The following is a 14,437-nucleotide window of genomic DNA, read 5'->3' on the forward strand; positions in this document are numbered from 1 at the left end:
TTCAGTATGGCTATCGTTGATTGCCATCCGTAACGGAGCGTCTGACGCCCCGTCTGTAAACGTGCAAGTGATTGTAACAGCACGCTTACCGATGTCCACGCACACAATTACGGGCAGTAATCACCGTCACTCTGATCTCAGCATAGCCTGGCTTTTTGATTTCGTTTCGCTGGCAATTTTATATTGGCTTTGAAAGAGATGTATCACCTTTGTTGCCATTGTCTGGATTTTAAGAGCATCCCCACGGGTAAACCATAAAAAATCGCTACCCTTAACATAAAGACCCTTATCCGGAGCGGCTATGAAAGAAATTGGCGAAGAAAAAATCGGTGAGCAGAATGGCGACCATGAAGTCGACAGCGAGGAAAAACGTCGGGGAGAGAAGATAGAAGTCGATGAAGACCGTCTGCCTTCCCGGGCGATGGCAATCCACGAGCATATTCGCCAGGACGGGGAAAAAGAGCTCGAGCGGGATGCCATGGCCCTGCTGTGGTCAGCCATTGCCGCAGGTTTATCGATGGGCGCATCGCTGCTGGCGAAGGGGATTTTTCATGTCCATCTGGTGGATGTGCCCGGCGGGTTTTTACTGGAAAACCTCGGGTATACCTTCGGCTTTGTTATCGTCATTATGGCCCGCCAGCAACTGTTTACGGAGAACACCGTTACGGCTGTGCTCCCGGTGATGCATAGCCCTACCTCCGGGAATGCCATCCTGCTGATGCGCTTGTGGAGCGTGGTGTTACTCGGAAATCTTATCGGCACGGGCGTCGCGGCCTGGGCCTTTGAGTACATGCCAATTTTTGATGAAGCCACCCGGGACGCGTTTGTGAAAATCGGTATGGATGTGATGAAAAACACCCCTGCTGAGATGTTTGCTAACGCGATTATCTCCGGCTGGATTATCGCGACGATGGTCTGGATGTTTCCCTCTGCGGGCAGTGCGAAAATTGTGGTGATTATCCTGATGACCTGGCTTATCGCACTCGCAGACACCACGCACATTGTGGTGGGCAGCGTCGAAGTTCTTTATCTGGTCTTTAGTGGCACGCTGCACTGGAGCCATTTTTTATGGCCTTTCGCCCTCCCGACGCTGGCAGGCAATATCTGCGGCGGGACGTTTATTTTTGCCCTGCTGAGCCACGCGCAAATTCGCAATGACATGTCCAACAAGCGCAAAGCCGAGCTTAAGGCTCGGGAAGATAATGAAAAATCGGCAAAAAAAATGGACTGAATGGCGACTCTTTGAGCAGTCAGGCGGCGATGAGCTTAACGCAAAGTGTAAATAAGGCTATACTCGTGCCGCTTCGTCCCCTTAGTTAAATGGATATAACGAGCCCCTCCTAAGGGCTAGTTGCAGGTTCGATTCCTGCAGGGGACACCATATAAACAGCTTTCCTGAAGTCTGCCTCGCGATAAACCCTCCACTCTGCCTATGCGACGTCAATTGATGTCTACTCATTTCAACGCCCAGAGACAAAGCCCAGAAGCTCGCTGAAGGTTGAAGGCTCTATCTCATGGTTAATACCAATGATTCAAAGTCCTGGCGAATGAAGTATCGATTTGCCGGGAAACAGAATACCCACGGGCAACAACCTGTTTGACAGCTTCAATTTTAAACCCTTTAGGATAAACGCTTACTGCTCATAAGCACCTCTCTTTAACCCATTTTAAATGACTTTGAGGTGTCTGTTAAAACCGTGGCGATTCACTCAATCATGCCCGTTATACCTTGAGTAACGGGCAAATAATGAGATTTGATCAAGGTTGCGAGACTAAGTTACTTCACCTGATTCGCCCAAATATACGTCCCTAATCGAAGGAGTGTTTCGTGAGAGTTCGGTGAATAGACACTCAATAACCCCTGTTCGTTGGCTGCGAGATACTGCCAGCTTCCCTCTTCCATCATCAGTTCTTTGAAATCCGTACCGTTATTGCTCAGGTAGATAACCTGTCGGTTATTGCTTGATGGGAACAGGCTGATCCCATCAAGGTGGAAACAATCAGAGACGCGCATTTCGTTGTCATGCCGTTTCCACTCGTAGCCTTTAACGGACGTCAGCAGATAGCAGGAGTAGAAACACATCAGCGTGTCATTCATTCGTGTTACCCGAACGTCGCTGTAGAACTCTTTCTCGCTATTCCAGGTGCAGCTACGCCAGTTTTTACCGGGCACATGGTATTCGATCATCGGTTCTGATTTGGGGCGCTTTTTCACTGAGGTGTAGTAGCTGTCGTATTTGCTGAATGCCAGTAGACAATCCACGCCCGGCAGCGCGCAAAGGTTTTCTATCTCGATACCTTCACTGTAGTTCGGTGACTCGTCATAGCGTTGCCATGCTGCGCCCGGATTGTCGGCGCAGAAAATCAGCGGTTTATCATAGGTCGAGGTTTTCGTTGAGTCGAAGAAAAAGCCCTCATCCTTATACTGATACTCTTTGCGCTCTTTAAAACGCCACAACCAGCGATGATTAAAATAGACCAGATCCTCGGTGGCGCTGTAGTCCCAGGCGTTGGGAAAATCCGGGAACTGGCTTTTTTGCCAGTTAAGCGCTTCGCGGGAATAGAGGAAACCCTCGCCGGAGCCGCCGAACATCACCCACACACCTTCAACAATAATTATTTTACTTACATAGCATCTTTCATCTGATGCAACGGGGTTCACGCTCTGCCAGTTCAGCCGATCCTCGCTTCGGTAGAAACATTCGTCGTTATCAACGATTAACCACACTTTGCCGTCGGTTTTGATATGACGGATATTTTCCGGATCGCAGGGCGGGTTTTCCACCTCCTGCCAGTCAATGCTAAGTTTGTACTCCCGTCCCGCTTTAATCACAGTAACCGACTGCTTATTACGTTTTTCCTGTTCCTGCTGCTGCAACCAGTCAGCGTGTTTTTGCTTTTTAATACGAATAACCGAACTATCAAAATCACCTCGGGCAAAGAGTTCCAGTTGCTCAGCTGCATCGGAACAAGCCCTGGAAAAGGCGGTTAACACGCTGTCAATTTGGTTCTGATATTCGTTGAATTGATCGTACCACTCTTCGTTTTCGGCGGAATTATCCAGTTCATAATCGGAATAACTGATGTACCCGTCATAGTCAAACGTCGGCAAACCCCAGCGCGAGGTCATTGCGTTGCCGGTACTCAGCGCTGAACCGTTCGCCGAGATAAACTCGCTGGCTTTTTTACGGAAATCATTAAGACCAGAAAGACAGGATTTGCGTCCCAGCGTGTAAGCCGAGCTACCGACCGCCGATCCCATTTTGCCGAGGAAGCTGTCACCTTCAAATGAGCCCATAAAGAAGCTCACGTCGGATGCTTTGTTGGTAATTTTCATCAGCTCAAAGCCCAGCATCGTTGCGGCATGGTCGGCGGCGTAAAGCTGTTTAATCGCGGCGGAAAAATACTCTTTAAATTGCAGTTCGCGGTAGCGGACGATGTTTTTCCACCCCTGCGTCAGCGCGTTTAATTTCACTGCGCTGGCAAGTAACTGCGTTTCGTCACTTTCGCGGATCAGCGTTAGCATAGCAGCGAAATTATCTTTAAACTGCGCAGGTTTCAGAACGCCAAGCAGGCGCATCACCTGCGGGTTTTCAATGGTCTTGCCGCAGAGCGCCAGCAGGAAAAAGACGTCGAAAAGCCAGCTGTAACGTGCGTTATCATCACTCAGCAGTGACAGCATCTCCGGCTGATATTGCTGGTATTTGTACGCGCTATCGGCCAGGCTGGCGATTTCTTCAGCCACTGCCGGGCAGCCCGCTTTCTCGCCGAGCAGCGCCAGAAACTCAGCTCCTTGCATACTCAGCGATGCTGAATTCTCAATGCTTAGCGCCAGCAGCAACAGATAAATGTGTTTTTTCTCTTCGCTCTCTGTGGTATCCAGAAAACTGTGCTGGCGGATATCGGGCAGCTCAGAAACCAGCGTTAACGCCTCAGCGGCGTCATCTTGCGGAGCCTCAATTGCAGCGGCATTTAACCCGTTAATATCTTTATAAATATCGATAGTCACCAGACTACCGCCGATCACTTCGCTAATCAGATCGCGGATACTGTAGATGGTTGATAAGCCAGCAAAGGTTTCGCCAAACAGCCTGGAAATCAGTTTTTCGCGTGCTTCATCACTATTGCACAACACATCATCATCAATCAGTGAAACTATCTTTTCATATTGATCAGAAAGGAAATAGAGGGCGTTAAACCCGATCCCGGAGATATTGGTCTGGATAAAATGAGAATCAATCAGATGCTCATCCAGCGAAATTTCAATCAGCGAGCGGTAGCGATCAATACCGGCAATCTCGATCTGGTCGATAAGCTCAATAATAAAATCCAGCAGACGTACTTCTTCATCGCAGTTGATGCCGAGTTTTTCCAGTGTCACGATCAGGTAATTGATATCCGCTGTCGCCAGTTCAGCATCTTTGTGTCGACGCATAAAATCATAGGTCAGGCTTAATACCAAAATAGTGCCTGGATAAGATTTATAGCGTCGTTTATTCGCTTCGATATCTAATGACCAGTTATTAAAGCGAGTGTTATTTTCCACATGTACCAGTCGGCGATTAATTTTATCAATTGCCTGCTCAAGGAAATCCCGGGTTTCAATAATAAATTCGTTCATCGTTCCCAGGTTATTACGAATAATGGCAATGCTCTGAGAATTGAGTAAATTCTGCTGCTGCAATTGCATCAGATAATGCCAGGCAAACTTCTGCATTTGCAACGCATCAGACTGATTTTGTAACTGATTTTCACTGTTCTTGCCGGTAATCGCGCCGGCAAAACGTTTGAAAAACCCGCTGCTCGCCTGATTTTGCAGCCGATCCTGACTGGTGGAAATCAGCTTTGAGGCGTCCAGCGCCAGTTGTTGCGTAAGCGCCGCATTAGCAGTGTGTTGTCTGACCAGGTGGTTTACTGCCTCCAACTCAGCCCCTTCCAGGGGTTGATGAAAAATCTGTTGTTGCAGCTCAGCTGTCATGTCGGTCATTTTCTGTTCCTTACAGATTATTAATTTTATTTTTTAAACGCAGGCTCTGCATTTGCAGGGTTTTTATCTGACTGGCGAAGTGCTTTTCAGAGAGATAAAGCCCTTTATGGAAATCGGCGTAATAGGTTTGCGATTGCTGCAGATAATTGAGCGCATCGTGCATCACCAGGCCGCTGCTCACCACCTGTTCGGTGTTGGCGAGGATAAGCTGGAAATTTCTCTCGATATGGTTGTCAATGGCGATATTCATGGCGAGCGTTGTAATCACGCCGCCGATAAGACTACCTACCAGCGCGCCCACCGGCCCGCCGAGTGCGCCCACCGCCGCGCCTACCGAGGCTCCCGTGACGCCCGCGCCGGTCTGGAACAGATTCTTACCCACCCTGGATTCTAGCTCCTGGGCACTAATTTTCCCCGCCGCGTACAGCACCACGTTTTGCACCACATCCACGGCGCAAACGGCCGCCCCGGCAACACCGCCGTTCGCCATACTGCGTTTGAAAACCGTACCGGCAAACAGGCCGGGCATAGAGCGGGCAGCGATGCTGACGCTGGCACTGGCAACCCCGGCTTTCAGGGCGCTGTCCCCGGCGGCAATTACCGTGTTTTGCAGGATCTGGACAGTGGCTTGTTCAACCGTAATCTCGCCATTTTTTACCTGCCGAATATACTGGAAAGTATTGATACTTCCGGCAATAACAGTCGTGATAACCGCCGCCGATCCCGCCGCCCGCACGCTTCGCTGGATGGTCGCTTTATTGAGATAACCATCCTGCATGTTCTTATGCAGATCTTTCCCTGCTGGCGTACCGGCTCCCACAGACTCAGCATCGCGTTTGCTGAGCGGTGTGGAACTCACCCCTTCCGCCTCAATGGATCCGGCAGTGTTATCACGCACTTTTGCCGCGGCTTTGGAAACCTCGGGACGCGTTTGCTGATTTTTATGTACGGTACGCTGCGCGGAGGCTTTAATATCCTCAATTTGATCGGCCGGACCGATAAACACATCACTGTGCTGATATTGATGCACGCCATCTTTGGTTGAACGGAATGCGTTCTGCGTTTTATTGGCATTCTGAAAATATTTCAGTTGCGCTCCCAGCACCTGCTCATCACCCTTCATCACCACGATGTCATGCACCTGATGATTTTTTACCAGAGGGGAATTCTTAAACTGGTCAGTAAAGGCGCAAATGTCTTTATCTTGCAGAATGGCATCAAGGTTGAAGGATTCTGCGTGCCAGGTCTCAGCAGCAAAACCGCCTTTTATGGCGTTGTTTTGCATCGTGGACGAGATGGTAGACATAATAGAGTTAGCCTGGTTTATTTCACCCACCATGCGGCCAATCTTTTCTGCTGCCTGCATTGGCCAGATTGGACAGAGGCTAATCGACTGCGTTATGGCCTTTTTGCGATCGTTCGTCATGCTGCATCCTCAAACGTTATCCTGAAAAGTATTATCGGTTATAGGGTCATTTTCTTGAGTAAGTCGCGAGATATATTGAGAAAGTTGCGCTACAAATGCGCTAGCTTCAGCGACGGGTGATACGATCCGCACATCAGGTAACCAGAACCGCAAGTAGAAAAAAGCTTATCCCGATGGGCAATTCGCGTCGTCATGATTTACTTCCCTTCTGGCGTTTTGCTGATGATTTTTTGCTGCGGCAATATGCTGCGTCATTCGAAATAGCGGGCGATATCAGGAAGTACTTCAACGGTCACCTCTATTATGTTCATGCTGAACCAGCTGCCATCTTCACTATTGAGATAGTCATGAATATCACTGTCGGCGTCGAAGGCGTTTTTTTGACACCCAGCCACTCAATTACGCTGACCTTCCAGGCTTTGATCATCAACTCCGCATCCGTTGCCGTCAGATACCCCCCTTTTAAATTCATAAAGCGGTATGGATGCACCTTCCTCGATTTATCCTTGTATTGCATGATGCAGACATGACGCTCTTTAATGGCTTTTTCCAGCGTGGATATATCCGTTTTTGCAGATCCGAATTCAGCGATTCAGCAGGTAGCGGCAGTAATTCTCCCATCCCCGTTTTTTCACTTAAGCAGGTTAATGACGGCAGTTTATCTTCTGCCTCATTCAGCAAGGAGATATGATAAATGCCGTCTTGCGAGCAGGAGAGAAATGCGCCCATGCGATTTAAATCGCGATAAATGGTTCTTTCACTGACATTAAAACGGCTGGCCAGTTCACGGCGGGACACGCAGCCAGACTAAAATAATTGCAGTAAAATCATATAAATATGGTTTGAAATACGCTCATGGCGTGAGGCATTTTCCATTATCAAATCCCAACTTGAATTTGATTATCAGATTACCCCGGCGTACTGACAGGCAATGTCAGTACGCCGGGGTAATCTGAAATTTCAATCATAAGCTAATTGCTATAATTAACATCATTTATGTATCTGAATTTTCCTGCACCTTTATTCATGAATTTTACAGTTGCAATGAGCTGTTGGTTCTGTAAATCTCAGAAAATTATGCGTGAGTCGCAAGAATGACGCCAGCCGCTCAAATGCCATCAAATGATTGATATATTTATGCTTATAGTAGATATTCCTGGTCCCAAGGGTCAGCGTGGTCAGCTAAAAATGGTAAATGAACTGGCATCCAGTTGTTCCTCCTGACCCAGAAACTCCTCAATATCTTCAAACAAAGTAATTTGCATACTTTTACTGGAGTGTCAGGTATACGCCTCAATTATCGGTCCGATTTCATTACTGCCGTCTATGACGTCGTAACCCTGCCCGAAGTAGTTTTCGACAAGGTTATCCAGTACCCGCAGCGTGTTCATACCCATCGTTTTATTCCATTGGAATTGATGTCAGGATAAAATAAGGTTTTCCATTATAGTTTGTCATTTCCAGCCAGATTTCGGCACGATTACACTTCCTCGTCTGACTACGATCCCTGTTGGTGTCCTGAATTGCATGTTAATTTTCTTCCGAAGTGGTATCCCTCTTGGGGCATTTTTGACCCACATCTCAATCTCATACTTGTGCGCCTTGAGTGTTCTTGTCGTCAGGATCTCTGACTGCTCCAGAGACTTAAAGTTTGTTTTGATAATTAGACAGGAATACCTTCCCCACCAATATCCCCTTCACTTACACTCTTCAGCACTTTCCAGACTCTGTTACTGAACTCACCTCAGGCGACTTAAATGAAACAAATCACAGTCAGCGATTTGAAGCAACAAAGTGAAGCGGCTGCAAACTCCCCCCGCTTACGTGCCCACCGCAATTTTCATCCGGAGCTGAGCGACCCCGTACAGCGTCTGGCCATTGCGATGGAGCCAGGCACTTACGTGCGTCCTCATCGTCACCCGCATACCTTTGAGCTGCTGATTCCACTCAGCGGGCGGTTTGTGGTGCTGAATTTTGACGACAACGGAAACGTCACGCGCCGCGTGGTTTTAGGCGAAGAGTGCATGGCACTGGAGATGGAAGCCGGTACCTGGCACGCAGTGCTGTCGCTGGATAATGGCGGAGTGATCTTTGAAGTCAAACACGGTGGCTATCAGCCGGTTGCCGCTGAGGATTTCGCCGCCTGGGCCCCCGCAGAAGGCGAAGCCGGAACTGCGGAACTGATGGAATGGTATAAGCACGTACAGCCCGGTGCGAACGCGTTTAACCAATAATCCCGCAACAAGAAATAGCCCGCATGAATCTGAAAGTTATGTTACTGCGGGCTATTTTATGAACAAAAAATGCGCCCCTTGCCCAGTCAAATCAAGCACGTCCAGATTTGCCGCTTTTTTAATCAAAAACGATCAATAGCACATATCGTATAAGGGTGCTACATTACGCCGCCAGCCAACATCGGCAGTGGACAGGTGACGCCGTAAAGATCGGTAAAGCCTGCAACCATCACCTCAATATATGGTCTTATAGGCACGACGTATCGCGATGTCTGCGCTACCTTTACTGGCTTCACATAGGTTTCACTATTTTGTCTCAATCCAAATTCGAACGCGCGTTTTTACACCCGCGTTACTGGTTTACCTGGTTTGGTCTTGGCGTCCTCTGGCTGTTGGTTCAACTTCCTTATCCGGTACTTCGTTTACTGGGTTCGAAACTGGGCAGCGCATCACGTCACTTCCTTAAGCGCCGTGAATCCATCGCCCGCAAAAATATTGAGCTGTGTTTCCCTCAGTACAATGCGCACGAACGCGAAAAACTGATTTCCGAAAACTTCAAATCCATTGGTATGGCGTTGCTCGAAACGGGTATGGCCTGGTTCTGGCCCGACGAGCGTGTCCGCAAATGGTTTGACGTTGAAGGTCTGGAAAACCTGAAGCGCGCGCAGGCGCAGAACCGTGGCGTAATGGTGGTTGGTGTGCACTTTATGTCACTGGAGTTGGGTGGCCGCGTAATGGGTCTTTGCCAGCCGATGATGGCAACCTACCGTCCGCACAACAACCCGCTGATGGAGTGGGTACAAACTCGCGGGCGTATGCGTTCCAACAAAGCGATGATCAGCCGTAATAACCTGCGTGGTATGGTTGGCGCACTGAAAAAAGGCGAAGCCGTCTGGTTTGCTCCCGATCAGGATTACGGGCGTAAAGGCAGCAGCTTTGCACCATTCTTTGCGGTTAAAAACGTAGCGACCACCAACGGTACGTTCGTGATTTCACGTTTGTCAGGCTCCGCCATGTTAACCGTGACGATGGTGAGAAAAGCGGATAAGTCGGGCTATCGTCTGCACATTTCCCCGGAAATGGCTAACTACCCGGAAAACGAATGCGAAGCCGCTGTGTTTATCAACAAAGTGATCGAAAAAGAGATCATGCGTGCGCCTGAGCAATATCTGTGGATGCACCGCCGCTTCAAAACCCGCCCGCTTGGCGAATCTTCGCTCTATATCTAAGCCCTTTTTGAAGGTTAGTTTCGCTAAGAAACTAACCTTTTCAATCACCTGTAATTACCCTGAGTAACTGTTTTTTTCTTACGTCGCTCAACGGGAATTTATTGCGTGTTGAAATCAAACTGTCGCCGTTCCACGACACTCGTAAGTGTCGGAAATTATTTAAAAAAACCCCTCTTGTCACCCCCCATATTTAGGCGTACATTAGCGCCGTCTGGCAACAGGAAGGCGCAGAATTCTGAGCTGAAGTTAGCGGCTTTGTGAGCAGCCCAATTTCAGTTCTCTAACATCAGGTGGACTCTGTTTTTCAATGCGTACCATAAGATACGCGGAGCGATGAAACGTGAAATATTTCTTTATGGGCATTTCGGTGATTGTTTTAGTCTGGGCCGGAACCTTTGCTCTCATGATCTAGCAAAGTGAATGCAGTCAAAAAAAAGGAGCCGTTGGCTCCTTTTTTTATGTCATGACAACGCGGCTTACTCGCTGCCGCCCTTCGATGTCAGCAGCCCATCAGCACGGAACATGCTCTTAATCCCTCTCACCGCCTGGCGAATACGATCGCTGTTTTCGATCAGTGCAAAACGCACGTGGGTATCACCATAATCACCAAAGCCGACGCCCGGGGAAACACAGACTTTCGCGTCGTGTAGCATCTTTTTAGCAAACTCCAGCGATCCCATCGCCGCATACGGCTCAGGGATCTTCGCCCAGACATACATTGATGCCTTCGGCATTTCTACCATCCACCCCGCCTCATGCAGGCCTTTGACCAGCACATCGCGGCGGCGTTTATACTGCGCGGCAATGTCTTTCACACACTGCTGGTCGCCTTCCAGCGCGGCAATTGCCGCCACCTGCAACGGGGTAAAAGTACCGTAGTCGTGGTAGCTCTTAATGCGGGCCAGGGCACTCACCAGCGTTTTGTTACCGACCATAAAGCCAATACGCCAGCCGGCCATATTGTAGCTTTTGGAAAGAGTGAAGAACTCGACTGCCACATCGCGCGCACCAGGCACCTGCATAATTGAAGGTGCTTTCCAGCCATCATACACAATATCGGCATAGGCTAAATCGTGAACCACCAGCACGTCGTAACGTTTTGCCAGGGCGACCACTTTCTCAAAGAACTCAAGTTCAACGCACTGCGCCGTTGGGTTTGACGGGAAACCGAGGATCATCATCTTCGGTTTTGGGTAGCTTTCGCGGATAGCGCGTTCGAGTTCATTGAAAAAGTCTACGCCTTCCACCAGCGGCACAGAGCGAACCTGCGCGCCGGCAATCACGGCCCCGTAAATATGAATGGGATAGCTCGGATTTGGCACCAGAACGGTATCACCGTGATCCAGCGTTGCCAGCATCAGGTGCGCCAGCCCCTCTTTTGAACCGATGGTCACAATGGCTTCGCTTTCAGGATCGATATCGACCTGATAGCGATCCTGATACCAGCGGGAGATCGCACGACGTAAACGAGGAATACCGCGGGAAGTCGAGTAGCCATGCGTATCAGGACGCTGGGCAACCGTACATAATTTCTCGACAATATGCGGTGGTGTAGGGCCGTCAGGATTACCCATGCTGAAATCGATAATGTCTTCGCCACGCCGACGCGCAGCCATTTTCAGTTCAGCAGTGATATTGAAAACATAAGGGGGTAAACGATCGATACGCGTAAAACGGCGTTCAGGACTGGAGTCAGCCATAGGTTCCTCAGATTCACGTTAGCGCCCGGACCGTCCGAGCGACGCTGCCACGTATGTGGCGTGCTTAGAAAATAACCTGAAAAAAAACGTGCTGTCGAGAGGGAAAATAAAAAAAATATTTCGCGCTAAAACGGGAATGCTGCTGCGCATAAAAGCGGAACAGCAAAGTCTAAATACGCATTTTTAATACCTGTTATTTAACACAATGATATCAAATACGTTACCTTAACTCTGCCGCGTGCGATAAACCCGGCACGATTCAGGAACCCTCTCATAATCCCCTTTGGAAATTATGGTTTTTCCTCATTTGATAAAGCAGATGGATAGCTGGTCATTAGGTGCCAGGTTTTTTATCATAGCTTTTTCCCGATTTCCCAGGTTCACCCGTGCACGAAATATTCGATATGCTCCTGGCGGTTTTTGACCGCGCGGCATTAATGCTGATCTGCCTGTTTTTCCTGATCCGCATTCGCCTGTTCCGCGAGCTTTTACATAAATCCGCCCACTCGCCCAAAGAGCTGCTGGCCGTCACAGCCATCTTCTCGATGTTCGCCCTGTTCAGCACCTGGTCCGGCGTCCCGGTTGAAGGCTCACTGGTGAACGTGCGCATCATCGCCGTCATGTCCGGCGGGATCTTATTTGGCCCGTGGGTGGGGATTATCACAGGCCTCATCGCAGGGACACATCGTTACCTGATTGATATTGGCGGCGTCACCGCCATTCCCTGCTTTATCACCAGTATTATCGCCGGGGTGCTTTCCGGCTGTATCAACCGCAAAATACCGAAAAAGCAGCACTGGCGCGCAGGGATCATCGCCGGCATGGCGTGTGAAACACTGACCATGATCCTGGTGGTGGCCTGGGCGCCCACCACGGATCTTGGGCTGGATATTGTCTCGAAAATTGGTATTCCGATGATTCTGGGAAGCGTCTGCATCGGCTTTATCGTGCTGCTGGTGCAGAGTGTTGAAGGTGAGAAAGAGGCCAGCGCGGCGCGCCAGGCTAAGCTGGCGCTCGATATTGCCAACAAAACGCTGCCACTGTTCCGCCATGTCAATGCCGAGTCACTGCGTCAGGTCTGCGATATTATCCGCCGCGATATTCACGCCGATGCCGTTGCGATCACCAATATCGATCATGTGCTGGCCTACGTAGGTGTGGGCGAGCATAACTATCGCGATAACGATGACACCGTTAGTCCTACCACACGACAGGCGATTAATTACGGGAAAATCATTATTAAAAACAATGATGAAGCCTACAGAACCCCTGAAATTCACTCCATGCTGGTGATCCCGCTGTGGGAGAAAGGTGTGGTGACCGGCACGCTGAAAATTTACTACTGTCATGCGCACCAGATAACCTCGTCGCTTCAGGAAATGGCTATCGGCCTGTCGCAAATCATTTCGACCCAGCTTGAAGTCTCTCGCGCCGAACAACTGCGCGAAATGGCAAATAAGGCAGAGTTGCGCGCGCTGCAAAGTAAAATTAATCCCCATTTCCTGTTTAACGCGCTGAACGCAATTTCCTCGTCCATCCGACTGAATCCAGACACCGCGCGCCAGCTGATTTTCAATCTGTCACGCTATCTGCGCTACAACATCGAACTGAAGGACGATGAGCAGATAGACATCAAAAAAGAGCTGTATCAAATTAAAGACTACATCGCCATTGAGCAGGCACGCTTTGGTGACAAGCTGACGGTCATCTACGATATCGATGAAGAGGTTAACTGTGTGATCCCAAGCCTGTTGATTCAGCCACTGGTCGAAAACGCCATTGTCCACGGTATCCAGCCGCGCAAAGGCAAAGGCGTGGTGACAATTAGCGTGGCCGAGAGCGGAAATCGCGTCCGCATTTCGGTTCGCGATACCGGCCACGGCATCGATCCCAAAGTCATTGAGCGCGTTAAGTCCAACGAAATGCCCGGTAATAAGATTGGGTTACTGAACGTGCATCACCGCGTCAAACTGTTGTATGGCGATGGGCTGCACATTCACCGTCTTGAGCCTGGCACTGAAATCGCTTTTTACGTCCCGAATGAACGCTCACCCGTTCATGCGCCGACATCCCTGTTGCCGTAGGCAGGAGTAACGCATGAAAGTCATCATCGTAGAAGATGAATTTCTGGCTCAACAAGAGCTGAGCTGGCTGATTAAAACCCACAGCCAGATGGAGATCGTGGGCACCTTTGAAGATGGCCTCGACGTACTGAAATTTTTGCAGCACAACCGGGTCGACGCGATTTTTCTGGATATCAACATCCCTTCGCTGGACGGCGTGTTGCTGGCGCAGAACATCAATCAATTCGCCCATAAGCCGTTTATTGTGTTTGTCACCGCCTGGAAAGAGCACGCTGTAGAAGCCTTTGAACTGGAAGCGTTTGACTACATTCTCAAACCTTACCAGGAGTCACGAATTGTGAGTATGTTGCAAAAGCTGGAAGCAGCATGGCAGCAGCAGGCGGCACCCGTGAACACAAGCCCGGCAACGCGTGAAAATGACACCATTAATCTGGTCAAGGATGAGCGGATAATCGTGACGCCGATAGACGATATCTACTATGCCGAAGCGCATGAGAAGATGACGTTTGTCTATACCCGGCGCGAATCGTACGTGATGGCGATGAACATCACCGAGTTTTGCAGCAAACTGCCGGCCGCGCACTTTTTCCGCTGCCACCGTTCGTTTTGCGTGAATTTAAATAAGATCCGCGAGATCGAACCCTGGTTTAACAACACCTATATTTTGCGTCTGAAAGATCTCGATTTTCAGGTGCCGGTGAGCCGCAGCAAAGTGAAAGAGTTTCGCCAGCTCATGCACCTGTAAGGGCTGTCCCCTCTCCCGCCGGAGAGGGGAAC

Annotated in this window: 12 protein-coding genes, 1 tRNA gene and 1 pseudogene; 8 read left to right on the forward strand and 6 right to left on the reverse strand. The window is 49.5% G+C overall.

What is annotated here, in order from left to right; translation table 11 throughout:
- The first annotated feature begins 301 nt into the window (after positions 1-301).
- From HV107_RS02300 to HV107_RS27180, 3 genes and pseudogenes are all read left to right on the forward strand, one after another.
- Entirely contained in the window at positions 302-1,231 is a 930-nt protein-coding gene (locus HV107_RS02300) for a formate/nitrite transporter family protein (RefSeq protein WP_182061914.1), read from the forward strand.
- A gap of 75 nt (positions 1,232-1,306) precedes the next feature.
- Positions 1,307-1,381 (forward strand) — tRNA-Arg (locus HV107_RS02305).
- 76 nt (positions 1,382-1,457) lie between these two features.
- Positions 1,458-1,574, forward strand: a pseudogene (locus HV107_RS27180) (integrase arm-type DNA-binding domain-containing protein); the annotation flags it as partial.
- A 203-nt stretch (positions 1,575-1,777) separates the two neighbouring features.
- Here HV107_RS27180 and HV107_RS02310 read toward each other — a convergent pair.
- From HV107_RS02310 to HV107_RS27495, 5 genes are all read right to left on the reverse strand, one after another.
- The gene (locus tag HV107_RS02310; protein ID WP_182061915.1) at positions 1,778-4,987 is read right to left on the reverse strand and encodes a hypothetical protein; all 3,210 of its coding nucleotides are present in this window, start codon (positions 4,985-4,987) and stop codon (positions 1,778-1,780) included.
- Between the two features lie 10 nt (positions 4,988-4,997).
- Positions 4,998-6,413, reverse strand: a complete 1,416-nt coding sequence (locus tag HV107_RS02315) for a hypothetical protein (RefSeq protein WP_182061916.1) — start codon at positions 6,411-6,413, stop codon at positions 4,998-5,000.
- A 251-nt stretch (positions 6,414-6,664) separates the two neighbouring features.
- Positions 6,665-6,808 (reverse strand): hypothetical protein, encoded by a 144-nt coding sequence (locus HV107_RS27185; RefSeq protein ID WP_259349675.1) that lies wholly within the window; start codon positions 6,806-6,808, stop codon positions 6,665-6,667.
- Positions 6,809-6,881: 73 nt separating this feature from the next.
- Positions 6,882-7,211: an HTH domain-containing protein gene (locus tag HV107_RS27190; protein WP_259349676.1), complete on the reverse strand. Its 330-nt coding sequence runs from the start codon at positions 7,209-7,211 to the stop codon at positions 6,882-6,884.
- Between the two features lie 656 nt (positions 7,212-7,867).
- Positions 7,868-8,077: an RNase A-like domain-containing protein gene (locus HV107_RS27495; protein ID WP_409050281.1), complete on the reverse strand. Its 210-nt coding sequence runs from the start codon at positions 8,075-8,077 to the stop codon at positions 7,868-7,870.
- Positions 8,078-8,170: 93 nt separating this feature from the next.
- On the opposite strand from HV107_RS27495, the gene HV107_RS02325 reads away from it, so the two are divergent.
- The 3 genes from HV107_RS02325 (at position 8,171) to ypdK (ending at position 10,288) form a co-directional block, all read left to right on the forward strand.
- A complete protein-coding gene (locus HV107_RS02325) occupies positions 8,171-8,647 on the forward strand; it encodes a WbuC family cupin fold metalloprotein (protein WP_182061917.1) in 477 nt (158 codons plus the stop codon).
- Positions 8,648-8,955: 308 nt separating this feature from the next.
- The gene (gene lpxP, locus HV107_RS02330; protein WP_182063443.1) at positions 8,956-9,876 is read left to right on the forward strand and encodes a kdo(2)-lipid IV(A) palmitoleoyltransferase; all 921 of its coding nucleotides are present in this window, start codon (positions 8,956-8,958) and stop codon (positions 9,874-9,876) included.
- A gap of 340 nt (positions 9,877-10,216) precedes the next feature.
- Positions 10,217-10,288 (forward strand): membrane protein YpdK, encoded by a 72-nt coding sequence (ypdK, locus tag HV107_RS02335; RefSeq protein WP_099458937.1) that lies wholly within the window; start codon positions 10,217-10,219, stop codon positions 10,286-10,288.
- A gap of 64 nt (positions 10,289-10,352) precedes the next feature.
- Here ypdK and alaC read toward each other — a convergent pair whose 3' ends face one another.
- Entirely contained in the window at positions 10,353-11,576 is a 1,224-nt protein-coding gene (gene alaC, locus HV107_RS02340) for an alanine transaminase (protein WP_182061918.1), read from the reverse strand.
- 386 nt (positions 11,577-11,962) lie between these two features.
- On the opposite strand from alaC, the gene HV107_RS02345 reads away from it, so the two are divergent.
- Both HV107_RS02345 and HV107_RS02350 read left to right on the forward strand, forming a co-directional pair.
- Positions 11,963-13,660 carry a sensor histidine kinase gene (locus HV107_RS02345; protein ID WP_182061919.1) on the forward strand — a complete coding sequence of 566 codons (1,698 nt, stop codon included), beginning with the start codon at positions 11,963-11,965 and terminating at the stop codon, positions 13,658-13,660.
- A 13-nt stretch (positions 13,661-13,673) separates the two neighbouring features.
- Positions 13,674-14,405: a LytTR family DNA-binding domain-containing protein gene (locus HV107_RS02350; protein WP_166716470.1), complete on the forward strand. Its 732-nt coding sequence runs from the start codon at positions 13,674-13,676 to the stop codon at positions 14,403-14,405.
- Positions 14,406-14,437 lie beyond the last annotated feature (32 nt).

The sequence above is a fragment of the Enterobacter sp. RHBSTW-00175 genome, assembly GCF_013927005.1.
Lineage (GTDB): Bacteria > Pseudomonadota > Gammaproteobacteria > Enterobacterales > Enterobacteriaceae > Enterobacter.